We start from the raw sequence: 16,702 nt of genomic DNA, 5'->3' as shown, positions 1-16,702 counted from the left end.
TTCCGCCACGGCCCCGCCCGCCTCCCTCGGGCGCCACGGGTGCACCGATAGGCTGGCCGCATCCCACGCCCCACTGCACCGCCCCGGGAGGCTGCCATCTCCACCGACAAGGCCCAGAGCTGGGTCTACTGCGAGGAGTTCCTCCCCGAGGACGACGTGCTCCTGCGCGCCCGCGAGCGAGCGGCGCAGCTCGGCTGCACGCCCGTGCTGCCGGGGTCGGGGGCCGCGCTGTCGGTGCTCGCGGCGGCGGCTCAGGCCCGCGCGGTCGTCGAGGTGGGCACGGGGGCCGGTGTGGGGTCGCTGTACCTGCTGCGCGGCATGCCTGCGGACGGCGTGCTCACGACGATCGACCTCGAGGTCGAGCACCAGCGGGCCGCCAAGGAGGCCTTCGCGGAGGAGGGTGTGCGGGGCACGCGGACGCGCACGATCTCCGGCCGGGCGCTCGACGTGCTGCCGCGCCTCACCGACGGCGGCTACGACCTGGTGTTCGTCGACGCCGACAAGGAGTCCTACCCGGGCTACGTCGAGCAGGCCGTGCGCCTGCTCCGGCCCGGTGGCGTGCTCGCCGTCGACAACGCGCTGTGGCACGACCGCGTGGCGGACCCTGCCCGGCGCGACGAGACCACGACGACCATCCGCGAGGTCGGCCGCGTCGTGCGCGCCGACGACCGGCTGCTGCCCGCGCTCCTGCCGACGGGCGACGGCCTCCTGGTAGCCGTCCGCCGCTGAGGAGTCAGCGCAGCTCGGCGAGGAACTCCAGCAGCAGGCGCGCGCCGTAGCCGGTCGCACCCTCGGTGACCTCGTGCTTGTCCGCCGTCGCGCGGGCCGGCCCGGCGATGTCGAGGTGTGCCCAGCGTCGCTCGCCGACGAAGTGCTGCAGGAACAGCGCGGCCGTGATGGACCCGCCGCCGATCCGGCGGTCGACCGGCACGTGCCGCAGGTCGGCCACGTCGGACGCGACCGCCTCCTCGTACTCCGCGACCAGGGGCATGGGCCACGCGAGCTCGCCCGAGGTCTCCCCCGCAGCGGCCAGGGCCGCGACGAGCGCGTCGTCGGTGCCGTAGAGCGCGGCGTGCTGCTTGCCGAGACCGAGCGTCGCGGCGCCCGTGAGGGTGGCGACGTCGACGAGCACGTCGGGGTCGAGGCGCGCGTCCGCCCAGGCGAGGGCGTCCGCGAGGACCAGCCGCCCTTCCGCGTCGGTGTTCGCGATCTCGACGGTCGTGCCGCCGAACAGCGTGAGGACGTCACCGGGCCGGTAGGACGCGGCGCCGACGTGGTTCTCCGCGAGCGGCAGCACCGCGGTGACACGGTGCGCGACGCCGGCCTCGGCAGCGCCGAGCACGGTCGCCAGCGCGACGGCGGCGCCCGTCATGTCGGTCTTCATCGGGACCATGGCCTCGCGCGGCTTGATCGACAGGCCACCCGTGTCGTAGGTGATGCCCTTGCCGACGACCACGACGTGCTGCGCGTCGGGACCCGCGGTGGCGGGCCGGTAGGACACGGTGACCAGCCGCGGTGGCGAGGCCGAGCCGGCGCCCACCGCGAGGATCCCGCCGAAGCCGTCGGCGGCGAGCTCGCGCGGCGTCCGCACGGTGGCCTCGAGCCCGGCGGCGCGGGCGAGCCGGCGCGCCTGGTCGGCGAACCACGCGGGGTTCTTGATGCTCGACGGGGTCGCGGCCAGGTCGCGCACGAGCCACGTCGCACGCGCTGAGGTCCGACCCGCGTCGATCGCCGCGGCGACGCGCGTGCCGTCCCGGCCGAGCAGCACGAGCGGCGCCGGGGCGGGGTCGGGCTTGCCGGTCGCGAGCGTCGGCGTGCGGTACGCGGCGAGCAGGTAGCCCTCGGTGAGCGCGCGGGCCGCGGCGGCCTCGTCGGACGACGACTGACCGGCGTAGGCGCCGACCGTCGTGACGACGCGGCGCAGGCCGCGGGTGGCCCGCGCGAGAGCGGCCCCGGCCCGACGGACGTCGCGCGGCGAGCCGTCGCCGACTCCCACGACGACCAGGCGCGGGGGCAGCCCGGCCCAGGGCAGCGTGACCGCGGACCCGACGGGTCGCGGCAGCTGCAGGACGTACGCCTCGCCGGCGGCGCCCGTGAGGCGCACACGCTCGGCGATCTCCGCGAGGTCGACGCCGTAGCGTGCCGCGGCGTCGGCGGTCCCCTCGCGGGCCTCGACGCCCTCGTCGCCGGGTCCCGGTGGGGCGACCGGGACGGCGACGGCGTCGACCGAGCCGTCGGTCAGCAGCGGGCTCGTCGCGAGCCCGCCACCGACCGACGTCACCTCGGGCGGCGTCCGGCCGATGGAAGCGGTGAAACCTGTCGTCGACCTCGCCATGTCGTGCGGTCCGTCGTCAGGAGACGACGGACGTGAGGGCCTCGCCCAGCTCGGCGGCCTCGGTCGCGTTGAGCTCGACCACCAGCCGTCCACCGCCCTCGAGCGGGACGCGCATCACGATGCCGCGCCCCTCCTTCGTCACCTCGAGCGGTCCGTCGCCGGTCCTCGGCTTCATCGCGGCCATACGGGGGGCCTCTCCTTCGCTCGTGCGTCCCGGCCGGGTGCTCGTGCGCGGAGCGCGCGACGAGAGGCCCGCTTGGCCGGTGGTCCGCCGACCATCTTAGTTCACCCGAGGGTCCCCCACCTCGACCGATGCGACCCGGACCGCCCGATCGGCTCCACGTCGGACGCCGGTCCAGGTGCACCGGTCACGGCGGCCAGCCCTGCGGCGGGGTCAGCCGCCACATGTTCCAGACCCAGACGAGCTGGAGCGCGAGCATGAGCACGAGCACGCCGGTGAACCAGAGCCGGCGCGCAGCGGCCGGCCGGGTCACGACGCCGGCCGTCACGGCGCCCAGCGGGAAGGCGAGGACGAGGAACCGTGCGAGGCTGCTGCCGGGCTCGATCACCGCCGCGATGTAGAGCAGGTACGCGGCGGGCCAGGCGTGCAGCTCGTTGCCGAGCCGCCACGCGGCAGGGACCACGAGCACGGCGATCACGAGCGCGAACCCCGCGGCGAGCACCCACGGCGCACGTTCCTGGAACCAGAACTGCGACACGTAGCCCCACGCACCGAAGGGCTGGACCTCGCGCAGCCCGCGCCACGACTCCTGCGTCTGCAGGTAGCCGTCGGGCACGCCCGTGACCCAGCCGCAGATGAGCGGCCAGGCGACGCCCGAGACACCGGCCGCGACCGCGAGCGCCGCGAGCCCGCCGAGGTCCCGGCCTCCGAGGTGGTCCTCGCCACGGCGGCTGTGCCACCAGCGCACCGCCGCGTGCACCACGATCACCGCGGCCATCGGCAGCGCGACCGCGCGCGTGAAGCCGAGCGCGAGCACGACGACGGACATCGCGAGGTAGCGCCGCTCGACGAGCAGCAGCAGCGCGGCGGCGATGAGCAGCAGCGCGAGCGACTCGGTGTACGCGACCTGGAGCACGACCGCCGTCGGGAACGCCGTGACGAGCGCGACCGTCGCCAGCGGCAGGCCGGGACGTGCGGCGACGGCGCGCGGCGCCCCGCGCTCGACGAGCCGGTGGATCACGACGGCGGCAGCGGCACCGAGGACGAGCGCCGTGAGCGGGGCGACCACGTACCAGGGACCCGTGGTCAGCACCATGAGCCCGCGGACGAGCATCGGGAAGAGCGGGAAGAACGCCCAGACGTTCTGCTGGACCAGCCCGTCCTCGCCCACGGGAAGCGTGTCCGGGTAACCCTGCTCGGCGGCCTGCCGGTACCAGCTCGCGTCCCACATCAGGCCCGTGAACTGCAGGTACGACGGCTGCGCGGGCGTCCAGTAGTTCTCGACCTGCGCCTGCGCGGTGACGACGAGCGCGACCGCGCTGAACGCCCGCCCGGCGAGGTACACGGCGAGCGCCTGCACCCACCACGGCCAGCCGCGCGGGTCGGTCCACGCGCGCGGGGCCGTGGACGCGCGCACGTCGGCGGCGTCCGTGGCGACCGGCGCGTCCGTCGACCCCGGGGCCGTGCGGTCACCGCTCATGCGAGCCCTCGCACGGCCCGCGCGGGCGCCGCGTCGCCGCGCAGGACGGCCACCATGTCCACGGTCCGCCGCGTCGCGGCCACGTCGTGCGCCCGGAAGACGCGTGCCCCGAGCCACGCCGCGACCGACGTCGCCGCGAGCGTGCCCTCGAGCCGGTCGTCGACGGGCAGGTCCAGGCTCTCGCCGACGAAGTCCTTGCGGGAGAGCGCCATCAGGACGGGGAACCCGGTCGCGACGAGCGCGGCCGTGCGGCGCAGCAGGTGCACCGAGTGCCAGGTGTTCTTGCCGAAGTCGTGCGTCGGGTCGACGAGCACCGACGCCGGGTCGACGCCGAGGGCCACCGCCCGGCGGGCGCCGGCGGTCACGGTCGCCAGCACGTCGTCGAGCACACCGTCGAGCCCGTCGCCGGGGTACGCGACGCGGAACGGGTCGGTCCGCGGTCGCGCGCCGCCCGTGTGCGAGCAGACGACGCCCAGCCCGCGCTCGGCGGCGACCTCGACGAGGTGCGGGTCGTGGCCCGCCCACGTGTCGTTCACGAGGTCGACGCCCTCGTCGGCTGCGGCGCGCGCGACGTCCGCGCGCCAGGTGTCGATGCTCACGAGCAGGTCGGGGTGGCGGGCGCGCACGCGTGCGACGAGCGGCACGACGCGGGCGACCTCCTCGTCCGCGTCGACGTACGGCCCGCGCCCGGCGCGGACACCGCCCAGGTCGACGATGTCGGCGCCTTCTTCGGCCGCGCGCGCGACGGCGGCGTCCGCGGTCGCGTCGTCGTGGCGCGCGGCGGCGTAGAACGAGTCGGGCGTGCGGTTGACGACGGCCATGACGACGGGCCGGTCCGCGCCGACGACACGACCCCGCAGCCGCAGCGGCGCTCCCGCCGGCGGTACGGCCCCGGCCGCGGGCACCGGTCGGGCGGTCTGCCCCGTGGGTGGCGCCGTCCCGCCGGTCACCCCGCGGCCTCGGGCGACGACTCCGCCTCCGCGGTCGCCCGCGCGGCGGCCTCCTCCTGCGCGCGCAGCTCCGCACCGCGTTCCCGGACGATGTCGACGGCCTCCTCGGCGTCGTCGACGACCTTGAGCAGCTCGAGGTCCACGGCGGAGATCATGCCGCGTTCGAGGACCGGCCCGCTCACCCAGTCCAGGAGGCCCTGCCAGTAGGAGCGGCCGACGAGGACGATCGGGAAGCTCGTGACCTTGTGCGTCTGCACGAGCGTGAGCGCCTCGAACAGCTCGTCGAACGTGCCGAAGCCTCCGGGCAGCACGACGAAGCCCTCGGAGTACTTGACGAACATCGTCTTGCGGGCGAAGAAGTAGCGGAAGTTCACGCCGAGGTCGACGTAGGGGTTCATGCCCTGCTCGAACGGCAGCTCGATGCCGAGCCCGACGGACAGGCCGCCCTCCTCGAACGCGCCGCGGTTCGCGGCCTCCATGATCCCCGGGCCGCCGCCGGTGATGACCGCGTACCCGGCGGCCGCGAGCAGGCGCCCCACCTCCACGCCCAGCCGGTACTCGGCGCTGCCGACGGGAGTCCGGGCCGACCCGAACACGCTCACCGCGGGCCCGACCTCGGCGAGCGCGCCGAACCCCTCGACGAACTCGCTCTGGATGCGCATGACGCGCCACGGGTCGCCGTGCAGCCAGGACGCGCTGTCGCCGCGGCTCAGCAGGCGCTGGTCGGACGTGCTGGAGGGGATCTGCCGGCCGCGCAGGATCACCGGTCCCTTGCGGTATCCCTGGCCGGGTGCGGGCTGACCGTCGTCGCTCATGGGGTGACTCTAGGCGTGGGCCCTGGGGGTTCGCGGCCCGGACGGACCACCGCAGGCGGTCCGTCGTCGGAACGCTGCCGGTCCGTCGCTCGGTCCTCGGCCGGGCCGGCCGACGACGCCACCGTCAGGCGGTGAGCCAGGCCCGCAGCGCGGCGTGCGAGACCTCGATCTGGTCCACGGGGCAGTGCTCGTCGACCTTGTGCGCGAGCAGCGGGTCGCCAGGGCCGAAGTTGACGGCCGGCACGCCGAGCGCGGAGAAGCGCGCGACGTCCGTCCAGCCGAGCTTCGCCGCGGGCGCGCCCCCCGTCACCGCCAGCACGACCTCGGCGAAGGCGGCGGCGGCCGGGTGGTCGAGGCCGGGACGCGCACCGGGCGCGGCGTCCGTGACGACCACGTCGTAGCCGTCGAACAGGTCGCGCACGTGCTGCGCGGCCTCCTCCACGGTGCGCGACGGCGCGAACCGGTAGTTCACGGTGACGACGCACGCGTCGGGGATGACGTTGGCCGCCGTGCCACCCGTGACGAGCACCGCGTTGAGGCCCTCGCGGTACACGAGCCCGTCGACCTCGACCGACGCGGCCTCGTACGCCTCGAGCCGCCGCAGCACCTCGCCCGCGGCGTGGATCGCGTTGCGGCCCGTCCACGAGCGCGCCGAGTGCGCGGCGACGCCGGTCAGCCGGACCTCGGCGCGCAGCGTGCCGTTGCAACCACCCTCGAGACCGCCCGCGGTCGGCTCGCACAGCACCGCGAAGTCGCACGCGAGCCACTCCGGGTGGGTCCGGACGAGCCGCCCGAGGCCGTTGAGGTCGGCGTCGACCTCCTCGTGGTCGTAGAACACCCACGTGACGTCGTGCGTCGGAGCGTCGAGCTCGGCCGCGAGCGCGAGCTGCACCGCGACACCCGCCTTCATGTCGACGGTCCCGCGGCCCCACACGACCCGCTCGGCGCCCTCCCCCTCGACGCGCGTCGGCACGTTGTCGACGATCGGGACGGTGTCGATGTGGCCCGCGACGACGACGCGCGTCGGCCGTCCGAGGTCGGTCCGCGCCACGATCGCGTCCCCGTCGCGCAGCACCTCGAGGTGCGGGCAGGCACGCAGCGCCGCCTCGACCGCGTCCGCCAGCGGACCTTCGTCGCCGCTCACGGACGGGACGTCGCACACAGCGCGCGTCAGCGTCAGCAGGTCGGCGCGCAGGTCGAGGGCGGGAGGCGTCGTGGCGGTCACACCGCGACCCTAGCCGCCGGGCGCGGCGCGCTCGGTCCGTCCCGGCCCGTCGCGCGGGCTACCGGACGGTAAGCGCCTGCACGTTGTCTAGGGTTGTCCGCATGACAGCACGCACGGCCTGGGGCTTCGGCCTGGCCACGGTCGCCGGCGACGGCACGACGCTCGACACCTGGTACCCCGCGCCCGCGCTCGGCGAGCCGCCGGCCGACGCGACGGCCCCCGCAGAGCTCGTCGCGGGCGAGCGCGTCGACGACGCGCGCGGCGTGCGCGTGCAGGTCGTCAGGACCGTCGTCGACCTCGACGCCCCGCCCGCCGACACCGCCGACGCCTACCTGCGCCTGCACCTGCTGTCGCACCGGATCGTCGCGCCGCACGGTCAGAACCTCGACGGCATCTTCGGCGTCCTGCCGAACGTCGTGTGGACGGACCGCGGCCCGTGCGCCGTCGACGGCTTCGAGACGACGCGCGCGCGGCTGCGCGCCGCGACCGGCGTGCCCGTGACGGTGCTGGGCGTCGACAAGTTCCCGCGCATGGTCGACTACGTCGTGCCGTCCGGCGTACGCATCGCCGACGCCGACCGCGTGCGCCTCGGCGCGCACCTCGCGAGCGGCACGACCGTCATGCACGAGGGGTTCGTCAACTACAACGCCGGGACGCTCGGCACGTCGATGGTCGAGGGCCGCATCTCCGCGGGCGTCGTCGTGGGCGACGGCTCCGACGTCGGCGGTGGCGCGTCGATCATGGGCACGCTGTCGGGCGGCGGCCGCGTCGTGGTGTCGCTGGGCCGGCGCAGCCTGCTCGGCGCCAACTCCGGTCTCGGCATCCCGCTCGGCGACGACTGCGTGGTCGAGGCCGGGCTGTACGTCACCGCGGGCACCAAGGTCACGCTGCTGGGCTGGAGCGCCGACGGCGCCCCCGACCCGGGCGCCGAGCCGCGCGTGGTCAAGGCCCGCGAGCTCGCGGGTGCGCACGGCGTGCTGTTCCGCCGCAACTCGCTCACGGGCGGGGTCGAGGCGGTCGCACGCGCAGGCGCAGGCGTCGAGCTCAACGCCGCCCTGCACGCGAACTGACGCCGTGGCCCGCCGACGCCCCCGGCGGCACCGCGGACGACGTGCCGGCTGCCTGGCCGTCGCGCTCGTCGTCGCCCTCGGCGGCGGCGTCGCCGCGGTCGTCACCGTGCTGCGCCTGCAGGACGAGGCCCCGCCCGTCGTGCAGCGGTGCGCCGCGACCGTCGACGGCACCACGTGGTTCCTCTCGCCCGAGCAGGCGGACAACGCCGCGCTCATCGCCGCGACCGCGGTCCGGCGCGGCCTGCCTGCACGCGCGGTGACGATCGGGCTCGCCACCGCGCTGCAGGAGTCGAAGCTCGTCAACGTCGACTACGGCGACCGCGACTCGCTCGGCCTGTTCCAGCAGCGGCCGTCGCAGGGCTGGGGCACGCCCGAGCAGGTGCAGGACCCCGTCTACGCGACCGGGATCTTCTACGACCGGCTCGTGCAGGTGCCCGGCTACGAGGAGCTGCCGATCACCGAGGCCGCCCAGGCCGTGCAGCGGTCCGGCTACCCCGACGCGTACGCGCAGCACGAGGTCCGCGCCCGCGCCTACGCCTCCGCGCTGACCGGCTGGTCGCCGGCGGCGCTCTCGTGCACGCTGCGGGACCCCGCCCCCGGGATGGGGACGGTCGAGGCCGTCACCGCCCGGCTGCATCGCGACCTCGGCGAGCTGCCCGTGACGTCGGCCCCGCGGGAGGACGGCGGTGTCGACGTCGTGATCGACCTCGTCCCGCTCTCCGCACCCGACGAGGCGGCCGTCGAACGGCGCGGGTGGTCCGTCGCCCAGTGGGCCGTCGCCGTCGCCGAGCCGCTCGGGCTGACGCAGGTGGCGACTGCGGGACAGGTGTGGGACCGCACGGAGGCGTCCTGGACCGCCGCGACGGCCGCCGACGCGCCGACCACGGGTCAGGTCAGGCTGACGCTCGCGCCCTGAGGCACGACGCCGCCGGACGCGGCGACCCGTGCGGCGACCCGCCGACCGTGCCGCGACGGCCGGCCGCGACCGGTGCCCGGTGGGGACGCCGACGGCCCGGCACGTCGTGCGTGCCGGGCCGTCGCGTCGAGGCGAGGTGTCAGCGGTCCGCGACGGGCGTGTAGTCGCGCTCGGTCGCGCCGGTGTAGACCTGCCGCGGGCGGCCGATCTTCGTCTGCGGGTCGTTGATCATCTCGCGCCACTGGGCGATCCAGCCGGGCATGCGGCCCAGCGCGAACAGCGGCGTGAACATCGACTCCGAGAAGCCCATCGCCTTGTAGATCAGGCCCGTGTAGAAGTCGACGTTCGGGTAGAGCTTGCGCGACACGAAGTAGTCGTCGTTGAGCGCGATCTCCTCGAGGCCGCGGGCCAGGTCGAGCAGCTCGTCGTTCTTGCCGAGCGCCGAGAGGACCGCGTCGGCGCTCTCCTTCACGATCGCGGCGCGCGGGTCGTAGTTCTTGTAGACGCGGTGGCCGAAGCCCATGAGGCGGACGCCGGGCTCCTTGTCCTTCACGCGCTTCATGAACGCGGTCGCGTCGCCGCCGTTCGCCTTGATCTCGTCGAGCATCTTGAGCACGGCCTCGTTCGCGCCGCCGTGCAGCGGGCCCGACAGCGCGTTGATGCCCGCGGCGACCGACGCGTACAGGTTCGCGTTCGACGAGCCGACGATGCGCACCGTCGACGTCGAGCAGTTCTGCTCGTGGTCGGCGTGCAGGATGAGGAGCTTGTCGAGCGCCTGCACGACCACCGGGTCCGGCTCGTACTGCTGGTACGGCACCGCGAACGTCATGCGGAGGAAGTCCTCGACGTACCCGCGCGAGTAGTCGGGGTACAGCAGCGGCTCGCCCTTCGACGTGCGGTGCACGTACGACGTGATGGTGCGCGTCTTGGCGAGGATGAGGACGGTCGCGAGCTCGACGGCCTCGGGGTCGTGCGGGTCGAGCGACTCCGGGTAGAACGTCGACAGCGCGTTGAGCGCCGACGACATGACGGCCATGGGGTGCGCGTTGCGCGGGAACGTCCCCATGAACGTGCGGAAGTCCTCGTGCACCAGCGTGTGCCGGTTGACGCGCTCCTCGAACGCCTCGAGCTCCGACGGCGTCGGCAGCTCGCCGTGGATGAGCAGGTAGGCGACCTCGAGGAACGACGACTGCTCCGCGAGCTGCTCGATCGGGTAGCCGCGGTAGCGCAGGATGCCCTCGTCGCCGTCGATGTACGTGATCTTCGACTCGCACGAGGCGGTGTTCATGAAGCCCGGGTCCACCGTGACCAGGCCGGTGTCGCGCAGGAGCGAGGAGACGACGATCCCGTCGTTCCCCTCGGACGCGGTCACGACGGGCAGGTCGCGGGACTGGCCGTCGACGATCAGCTGGACCGGCGCGGTGACGACGTCCGACATGTGGTTCCTTCCTGCGACGACCCTGGCCCAGGGGATGCGCTGGGCGTCCGGCGGTCGGTTCGTGCGGCCTGCTCGGCCAGCTGCTCCGGCCCTCGTTGGCCAGCCTTGACGGTACCTGCGGCTAGCCTGCCGTGACCAATCCGTGACGGGACCAGGGTCCCGGTGTGACGGTCCTCACAACGTCTCGCACGGCGCCGTCACGCACCGGTGAGCCGGGCGGCCGCCTCCGCGATCTTCTCGTCCGACGCGGTCAGCGCGACCCGCACGTGGCCGGCCGCCGCCGCGCCGTAGAACGCGCCCGGCGCGACGAGGATCCCCTGTGCGGCGAGGTCGCCCACGGTCGACCAGCAGTCCTGGCCGCCACCGTCGGGACGCACCCACAGGTACAGGCCGGCGAAGGACCGGTCGACGACGTAGCCGGCCTCCTCGAACGCGCCGCGCAGCAGCCGGCGTCGCCGCCGGTACCGCTCGCGCTGCTCCGCGACGTGCCCGTCGTCCGCCAGGGCTGCCGTGGTCGCCGCCTGCACGGGACCCGGGACGATCACGCCCGCGTGCTTGCGGAGCTCGAGCAGGCGGGCCACCAGCGCCGGGTCACCCGCGACGAACGCCGCCCGGTAGCCCGCCAGGTTCGACTGCTTCGACAACGAGTAGACCGCGAGCAGCCCTGTGAGGTCGCCGCCCGTCACACGCGGGTCGAGCACGCTCGGGACGCCCGACGACGCCCACGGCTCCTCCCACGCGAGCTCGGCGTAGCACTCGTCCGACGCCACCACGACCGGCCGGCCGTCGCGCTCCGCCGCCGCACGCGCGGCGTCCACCACGCGACGCAGTTCCTCGACACCGAGCACCGAGCCGTCCGGGTTGCCGGGCGAGTTCAGCCAGACGAGCCGCACCGCACCACCGCTCGACGCGTCCGCGAGCACGGCCGCCGGGTCGTCCGTCGGCACCGGCGTCGCGCCCGCGAGCCGCGCACCCACGTCGTACGTCGGGTACGCCGTCGCGGGGTGCAGCACCACGTCACCCTCGCCCAGGCCCAGCAGCGACGGCAGCAGCGCGACGAGCTCCTTCGAGCCGACCGTCGGGAGCACCGCCGCCGGGTCCAGGCCGGGGACGCCGCGGCGCCGCGCGAACCAGCGCACCACCGCGTCGCGCAGCTCGGGCGTGCCGTGCGTCAGCGGGTAGCCCGGCGAGTCCGCGGCCGCGGCGAGCGCGTCACGCACCACCGCGGGCGTCGGGTCCACCGGGGTGCCGACCGACAGGTCGACGATGCCGCCCGGGTACGCGCGCGCGCGCTCGGCGAACGGGGTGAGCGTGTCCCAGGGGAAGTCCGGCAGCGCGCCGGTGAGGAAGCCCACGCAGGTGGCGTCAGTCGCCGTGCACGCGCAGCGGGAGCGTCGCGATGATCGGGTGGTCCTTGTCGATCTCACCCATCTTCGCGGCACCGCCCGGCGAGCCCAGGTCGTCGAAGAACTCGACGTTCGCCTTGTAGTACTCGCTCCACTGCTCGGGCACGTCGTCCTCGTAGTAGATGGCCTCGACCGGGCAGACGGGCTCGCAGGCCCCGCAGTCCACGCACTCGTCGGGATGGATGTACAGCGACCGCTTGCCCTCGTAGATGCAGTCCACGGGACATTCCTCGATGCACGCCTTGTCCTTGACGTCCACACAAGGCTCGGCGATGACATAGGTCACGGTGCGTCCTCCAACGCGCAGGGGGTCTGCCTAGTATCCCCCACATGCGAGCACGCGTGAGGTCGTGTCCACGGCAGCGAGACGAGCGGTCGCCGTCGCCGACCTCGCGGGACGTCGTGACGCCCGCGTGGCGCACGCGGGAGGACGGCGCGTGAGCGTCGACTGGCGCGCGCTGCACCCCGGGGAACGCGTCGTCGTCCGGCGTCGGCGCGACGACGACCCGGCGCCCGGCGAGCCGCGGCTCACCGACGTCCTCGGCGACGTCGTGCGCTGCGACGACGACGGCCTCACCGTCCGCACGCGCGGCGGCGACGTCGACGTGCCCGGCGCCGACGTCGTGCTCGCCAAGCGCGTCCCTCCCCCGCCGCCGCGACGCCCGCGCTGACGTCGGACGCCACGCCGGACGCCGCTCGCGAGCACGGCGCAGGACCGCGTCCTCCGCCTCGACCCGGATGTTCGCGCAGCCGCAGACGCGCGGAACCCGCCGGGCCGGGGCCTCGACGGGTTCCGCGCGCGCGTTCCGGTCAGGTCACGGGCTGGCCGGCGGGGTCGCCGACGGCGGCGGACCGCACACGATCTTGTTCTGCGGCTTGTACCGCCACGAGTTCGTGTCCGTGTCCTTGAGCTCGCCGTTCAGGTACAGCTTGCGGGTCACCGTCACCGAGAAGCCCGGGTTGCCCGCCGACTGCGGCTCGCACGTCGCGGACTGCGAGTAGACCGTCGTCGGCGAGACGACGCCCGAGCGCGGGCTCGTCGTCGACTCGACCGTCCAGTACTTCGTGCCCCAGATCCGCACGTACACCCGGCCGCCCTCGACCCACGACTGCACCAGCGCGCCGTACGGCGTGTTGTTCTTCCAGCGCATGTCCAGCGTGCCCGTGAAGATCGTCGCCTCGCGGCCCTCCGGGTAGCGCGCGAACCACTCGCTGTGCGGCTTGTGCTCGATGTCCTCGAACCCCGCGAAGTGCGCCGCGTTGTACGTCGTCGTCGAGATCTGCGACAGACCGCCACCCCACGCGTCGACGTGCTCGCCGCTGACGATCGCGCCCGCCTGCACGAACCCGTGCGCCGCGTCCACCGGGCCGAGCGCGTCCGTCAGGCTGAACGTCTCGTCCGGGCGGATCAGCGTGCCGCTGATCTTCGACGCGCCGTTCGCGATGTTCTGCGTCCGGCGCGGCTCCGACGTCAGCGGCGTCGAGAACTCCGAGACGATCTCCTTGATGCCGAGCGCCTCGAGCTCCGCCGTCGACTCGGCCGGGTCGGCCTGCACCAGCTCCACCGTCGCCGAGCGCGTGCTCGCCACGGCCGCGTCCGCCACCGCCGTCGCGAGCGCCGCCGGGTCCAGCGTCGTGCCCGGCGTGCCCGGCACGATCACCGGCGCGCCCGACGACAGGTCGAAGTGCGCGTCCTCCGACGCCGTCAGCAGGTCCGGCAGGCCCTCGAGGACCGCGGCGCTCAGCGCCTCGCCGTTCATCTGCAGGACCAGCTCGCCGTCCACCGGCACGAACGACGCGTTCGCCGTCACGACCGCCGGCTCGAGCGTCGTCGAGCGGTCACCCACGGTGACCGACACCGGTCCCGACGCGACCTTCTTCGCGACCGCCAGCGCCGCGTCCGTCTTCTCCTGCGTGATCGCCGGCTCGACCGTCGTGGTCGGCAGCGCGAGCGGGCGGGCCGCGTCGAGCCAGCCCTCGTGCAGCACCGTCGTCGCACCCTCGACGTCCAGCTCCCAGCCGTCCGCCGCCTGCGTCGCGTTCGCCGTGCCGTCCGCGAACACGATCGTCCCGTCGACCGGTGCGAGCACGAGCGACGAGCCCAGGTTCTCGAGCGCCGCGCCCAGCGCCGCGTCGTCGACCTGCGTCACCGGCTGCCGGGCGCCCACGCCGACGATCTGGTCCCACAGCCGCAGGGGGTCCGCCAGGTCCACGCCGGTCATGCGGTCCACGGTCGCCTGCGGGTCGAACACGAGCCCGGCGGTCGCCGGGTCCACCGTCGCCTGGACGTCCTGCGCCTCCACCGGGACCGGCTGCGTGGCCGCGTCCGCGAGGGACTCCTGCAGCCGGTCCACCGCCTCCTGCGACGACAGACCGCCCACGTCGACGCCCGCGACCGTCGCGCCACGCGGCACGCGGTCCGCGAGCGCGAACGACGCACCCACGTACAGCCCGCCCAGCACGACCAGGATGCCGGCGATCACCAGCACGGGCCGCACCCAGCGGCGACGCCCGTCGTCCGGCTGGAACACGTCGAGCGGCGACTCCGCCCGGTCGTCCCCGTCGTGCGGGACGGGCCCCGACGCGATGCGCGGTGCGAGCGGGTCCGGACCACGCGAACCGATCGGGGCGAACGCCCCGCCGGGCGCGGCGGCAGCCGCGGGACCGGAACCGACCGTCGCCGCACCGGCGGCCGCAGCCGCAGGAGCTGAGGCGCCCGCTCCTGCCGGCGCCTCACGCGTCCGGTCCGTCGGCACCGGCGGGGACGTCGGGGACGCCGCGGCGGGGCGCACCGCGGTCGGCGCCGCGTCCGTCGGGGCGAGCCGTGCCGTCGGCGTACCGTCCGCGGACGGCCGCGCCTGCGTCGGCGTCGTCGCGTCGGACGGTGCCGCGGCGGCACCTGCCGCGGAGACACGCGTCGGAGCCTGCTGGCCGGCCCCCGCCGGGGTGGTCGGCCCTGCGGCCGCGTCCGCGACCGGCACCCGCGTCGGGGTCGGCGCCGCCGAACCCTCGGCGGCCGACGGCGCCGTCGGGGTGGCTGACGGCGCGGTGGCCGTGTCGCGCGCGGGCGGGACGGGCGGCTGTGCTGCAGCGTCACCGGACGCCGGGGTCTCGGTCGAGCCGGACGGCTGCGTCGTCGACGGACGTGTCGGCTCCGTCGCGGCGGGACCCGTCGGCTGCGTCGCGGCGGGACCCGTCGGCTGCGTCGCGGCGGGACCCGTCGGCTGCGTCTCGGCGGGACCCGTCGGCTGCGTCGCGGCGGGACCCGGCGGCTGCGTCTCGGCGGGACCCGTCGGCTGCGTCGCGGCGGGACCCGTCGGCGGCGTCGCGGCGGGACCCGTCGGCTGCGTCTCGGCGGAACCCGTCGACGACGTCGCGGCGGAAGCCGTCGGCTGCGTCGCGGCGGAAGCCGTCGGCTGCGTCGCGGTCGGACCGGACGTCTCGTCCGCGGTCACGGGCCCGGCGGGGGTGGTCGCCGCGACCTGCGCCTCGACGCTCGCGTCTCCGGCTGCCGGGAGGACCGCCGTGTCGTCGGAACCCGTCACGCGCGGCACGGCACGGGTCGAGACGTCGACGCCCGCGGCGGCCTCGCTCGTCGTCGCGTCGCCTGCCGAACCGGGCATCGCCTCGGGCGTCGGCTGCGCGGGTGCGGTCGCGTCGCCGGGAGCGGCGCCACCGGCCGCCGGGGTCCTGGCCGCGGCGAGGGCCTCGCTCGGCCGGAGAGGCTCGGCGGGCGACGTGGCGCGCGCCGTGGCCGCCTGGGCACCCCACACGGGCCAGACGGTGGGCGCCGTGTCCGCCGCATCAGCCGTCGACGGGTCCTCGGACGCCGGGGTCTCGCCCGTCGCCGACGCCTCGTCCGATCGCGGCGCCGACACATCGTCGGAGGGCACGGACACGCTCGCGTCGGCGTCCTCCGACGCCGGAGCTGACACCTCGTCGGAGGGCCCTGACGCGCTCGCGTCGGCGTCGGGCAGCGTCCGGGCACCGGCGGACGGCGCGTCGGCGTCGGCCGGCGGCTCGGACGTCGAGGTCACCTCGACGGGAGCGTCCGTCGACGTGGCGGAGTCGAGGGGGGCGTCGCCGGTACCGCCGGCCGTCGGCGCGGCGGCCGAGGCCGCCTCCCCCGGCACGTCGTCCGACGAGACGTCGTCGGCAGGAGCGGTCGGGGTCGCGCCGCCCGTCGGCGAGGGGGGCGAGGCGGACTCGACGGGCACGACGTCGGCCGCAACGCGAGGCTCGATGTCGGCGGGAGCACCAGGCTCGGTGCCGACCGGAGCACCAGACTCCGTGCCGACCGGAGCACCAGGCTCGGTGTCGAGCGGAGCACCAGGCTCGGTGTCGAGCGGAGCACCGGGCTCGGTGTCGGCAGGCGCGCCAGCCTGGGCGTCGGCGGGAGCGCCGCTCACCGTGTCGGCAGCAGGGCCGTCCTCGGCGGCGGGGGTGCCGGTCTCGGCGGCGGGAGTGCCGGTCTCGGCGTCGGCCACCGTGCCGGTCGCGCCGTCTGCGGGAGCGTCAGCCGGGACGACGACGTCGTCCTCGTCCGGCGCGGTGTCCGCCGATGCGTCCGCAGCACCCTCGTCGCCGGCGGCGGTCACCTCGGACGCGGACCCGTCGGGCTCGGCGGACCCGGGCTCCGCGGCCTGCTCGCCCTCGGCGTCGGCGTCGGCGACGGCGTCGGCGTCAGCCTCCGTCGGAGCCTCGACCGCGTCCTCGCCGGCACGACGCGTGGCGTCGTCCGCGGTGGTCGCGTCGGCGTCGGCGGCGGGGGTCCCCGGCCGCTCGGAGTGGTCGCGGTCGGTCCGCTCGGTCATCCTGCTCCCCTGCTGGTGCGCACGGTTCGGCGCGTGGCTGCGCGCTGACGCGCGCCCGCGATTCTACGGTGC

14 protein-coding genes are annotated in these 16,702 nt (G+C 75.4%); 4 read left to right on the top strand and 10 right to left on the bottom strand.

The genetic code is table 11. The features are described from left to right. Nucleotides 1–96 precede the first annotated feature (96 nt). On the top strand, nucleotides 97–729 hold the full coding sequence (locus tag GXP71_RS01425) for an O-methyltransferase (RefSeq protein WP_124344264.1): 633 nt from the start codon (nucleotides 97–99) through the stop codon (nucleotides 727–729). Nucleotides 730–733: 4 nt separating this feature from the next. Here the strand turns inward: GXP71_RS01425 and GXP71_RS01420 are convergent, their stop codons facing one another. The 6 genes from GXP71_RS01420 to dapE form a co-directional block, all read right to left on the bottom strand. After that, nucleotides 734–2,335, bottom strand: coding sequence for a M17 family metallopeptidase (locus GXP71_RS01420; RefSeq protein ID WP_162351202.1), 1,602 nt, complete (start codon nucleotides 2,333–2,335; stop codon nucleotides 734–736). Between the two features lie 16 nt (nucleotides 2,336–2,351). Next, the gene (locus tag GXP71_RS01415) at nucleotides 2,352–2,519 is read right to left on the bottom strand and encodes a DUF3117 domain-containing protein (protein ID WP_013772033.1); all 168 of its coding nucleotides are present in this window, start codon (nucleotides 2,517–2,519) and stop codon (nucleotides 2,352–2,354) included. Nucleotides 2,520–2,703: 184 nt separating this feature from the next. Next, nucleotides 2,704–3,996 (bottom strand): hypothetical protein, encoded by a 1,293-nt coding sequence (locus tag GXP71_RS01410; protein ID WP_162351201.1) that lies wholly within the window; start codon nucleotides 3,994–3,996, stop codon nucleotides 2,704–2,706. Next, complete coding sequence (folP, locus tag GXP71_RS01405) at nucleotides 3,993–4,901, bottom strand: dihydropteroate synthase (protein WP_202924310.1); 909 nt, start codon at nucleotides 4,899–4,901, stop codon at nucleotides 3,993–3,995. The genes GXP71_RS01410 and folP overlap by 4 nt, the downstream gene beginning before the upstream one ends. Before the next feature lie 41 nt (nucleotides 4,902–4,942). Next, nucleotides 4,943–5,761: a TIGR00730 family Rossman fold protein gene (locus GXP71_RS01400; RefSeq protein ID WP_162351200.1), complete on the bottom strand. Its 819-nt coding sequence runs from the start codon at nucleotides 5,759–5,761 to the stop codon at nucleotides 4,943–4,945. Nucleotides 5,762–5,885: 124 nt separating this feature from the next. After that, complete coding sequence (gene dapE / locus GXP71_RS01395) at nucleotides 5,886–6,986, bottom strand: succinyl-diaminopimelate desuccinylase (protein ID WP_162351199.1); 1,101 nt, start codon at nucleotides 6,984–6,986, stop codon at nucleotides 5,886–5,888. A gap of 101 nt (nucleotides 6,987–7,087) precedes the next feature. On the opposite strand from dapE, the gene dapD reads away from it, so the two are divergent. Together dapD and GXP71_RS01385 are read left to right on the top strand one after the other, a co-directional pair. Continuing rightward, complete coding sequence (gene dapD / locus GXP71_RS01390; protein ID WP_162351198.1) at nucleotides 7,088–8,056, top strand: 2,3,4,5-tetrahydropyridine-2,6-dicarboxylate N-succinyltransferase; 969 nt, start codon at nucleotides 7,088–7,090, stop codon at nucleotides 8,054–8,056. A gap of 4 nt (nucleotides 8,057–8,060) precedes the next feature. Beyond that, nucleotides 8,061–8,972 (top strand): hypothetical protein, encoded by a 912-nt coding sequence (locus GXP71_RS01385; RefSeq protein ID WP_162351197.1) that lies wholly within the window; start codon nucleotides 8,061–8,063, stop codon nucleotides 8,970–8,972. Nucleotides 8,973–9,111: 139 nt separating this feature from the next. Here GXP71_RS01385 and GXP71_RS01380 read toward each other — a convergent pair whose 3' ends face one another. The 3 genes from GXP71_RS01380 to fdxA all read right to left on the bottom strand — a co-directional run bounded on the left by GXP71_RS01380 (nucleotide 9,112) and on the right by fdxA (nucleotide 12,102). Next, a complete protein-coding gene (locus tag GXP71_RS01380) occupies nucleotides 9,112–10,410 on the bottom strand; it encodes a citrate synthase (protein WP_162351196.1) in 1,299 nt (432 codons plus the stop codon). 197 nt (nucleotides 10,411–10,607) lie between these two features. After that, nucleotides 10,608–11,765 carry a succinyldiaminopimelate transaminase gene (dapC, locus tag GXP71_RS01375; protein ID WP_162351195.1) on the bottom strand — a complete coding sequence of 386 codons (1,158 nt, stop codon included), beginning with the start codon at nucleotides 11,763–11,765 and terminating at the stop codon, nucleotides 10,608–10,610. Nucleotides 11,766–11,775: 10 nt separating this feature from the next. After that, a complete protein-coding gene (gene fdxA, locus GXP71_RS01370) occupies nucleotides 11,776–12,102 on the bottom strand; it encodes a ferredoxin (protein ID WP_013772042.1) in 327 nt (108 codons plus the stop codon). Between the two features lie 151 nt (nucleotides 12,103–12,253). Between fdxA and GXP71_RS01365 the strand changes: the two genes are divergently transcribed. Then, entirely contained in the window at nucleotides 12,254–12,487 is a 234-nt protein-coding gene (locus GXP71_RS01365; RefSeq protein WP_162351194.1) for a hypothetical protein, read from the top strand. 144 nt (nucleotides 12,488–12,631) lie between these two features. On the opposite strand, the gene GXP71_RS20530 is transcribed toward GXP71_RS01365, so the two are convergent. Then, a complete protein-coding gene (locus tag GXP71_RS20530; protein ID WP_202924309.1) occupies nucleotides 12,632–16,630 on the bottom strand; it encodes a VanW family protein in 3,999 nt (1,332 codons plus the stop codon). Nucleotides 16,631–16,702 lie beyond the last annotated feature (72 nt).

The sequence above is a fragment of the Cellulomonas sp. H30R-01 genome (assembly GCF_010119915.1).
Taxonomy (GTDB): Bacteria; Actinomycetota; Actinomycetes; order Actinomycetales; family Cellulomonadaceae; genus Cellulomonas; species Cellulomonas algicola.
The sequence above is the reverse complement of the archived record's forward strand: the minus strand, read 5'-3'. Positions and strand labels throughout refer to the sequence as shown.

Excerpts from the sequence above, each read along its gene's own strand:
- GXP71_RS01415 (WP_013772033.1), bottom strand. The coding sequence starts at position 2,519 with ATGGCCGCGATGAAGCCGAGGACCGGCGACGGACCGCTCGAGGTGACG.
- GXP71_RS01420 (WP_162351202.1), bottom strand. The coding sequence starts at position 2,335 with ATGGCGAGGTCGACGACAGGTTTCACCGCTTCCATCGGCCGGACGCCG.
- dapD (WP_162351198.1), top strand. The coding sequence starts at position 7,088 with ATGACAGCACGCACGGCCTGGGGCTTCGGCCTGGCCACGGTCGCCGGC.
- GXP71_RS01380 (WP_162351196.1), bottom strand. The coding sequence starts at position 10,410 with ATGTCGGACGTCGTCACCGCGCCGGTCCAGCTGATCGTCGACGGCCAG.
- GXP71_RS20530 (WP_202924309.1), bottom strand. The coding sequence starts at position 16,630 with ATGACCGAGCGGACCGACCGCGACCACTCCGAGCGGCCGGGGACCCCC.
- GXP71_RS01410 (WP_162351201.1), bottom strand. The coding sequence starts at position 3,996 with ATGAGCGGTGACCGCACGGCCCCGGGGTCGACGGACGCGCCGGTCGCC.
- GXP71_RS01400 (WP_162351200.1), bottom strand. The coding sequence starts at position 5,761 with ATGAGCGACGACGGTCAGCCCGCACCCGGCCAGGGATACCGCAAGGGA.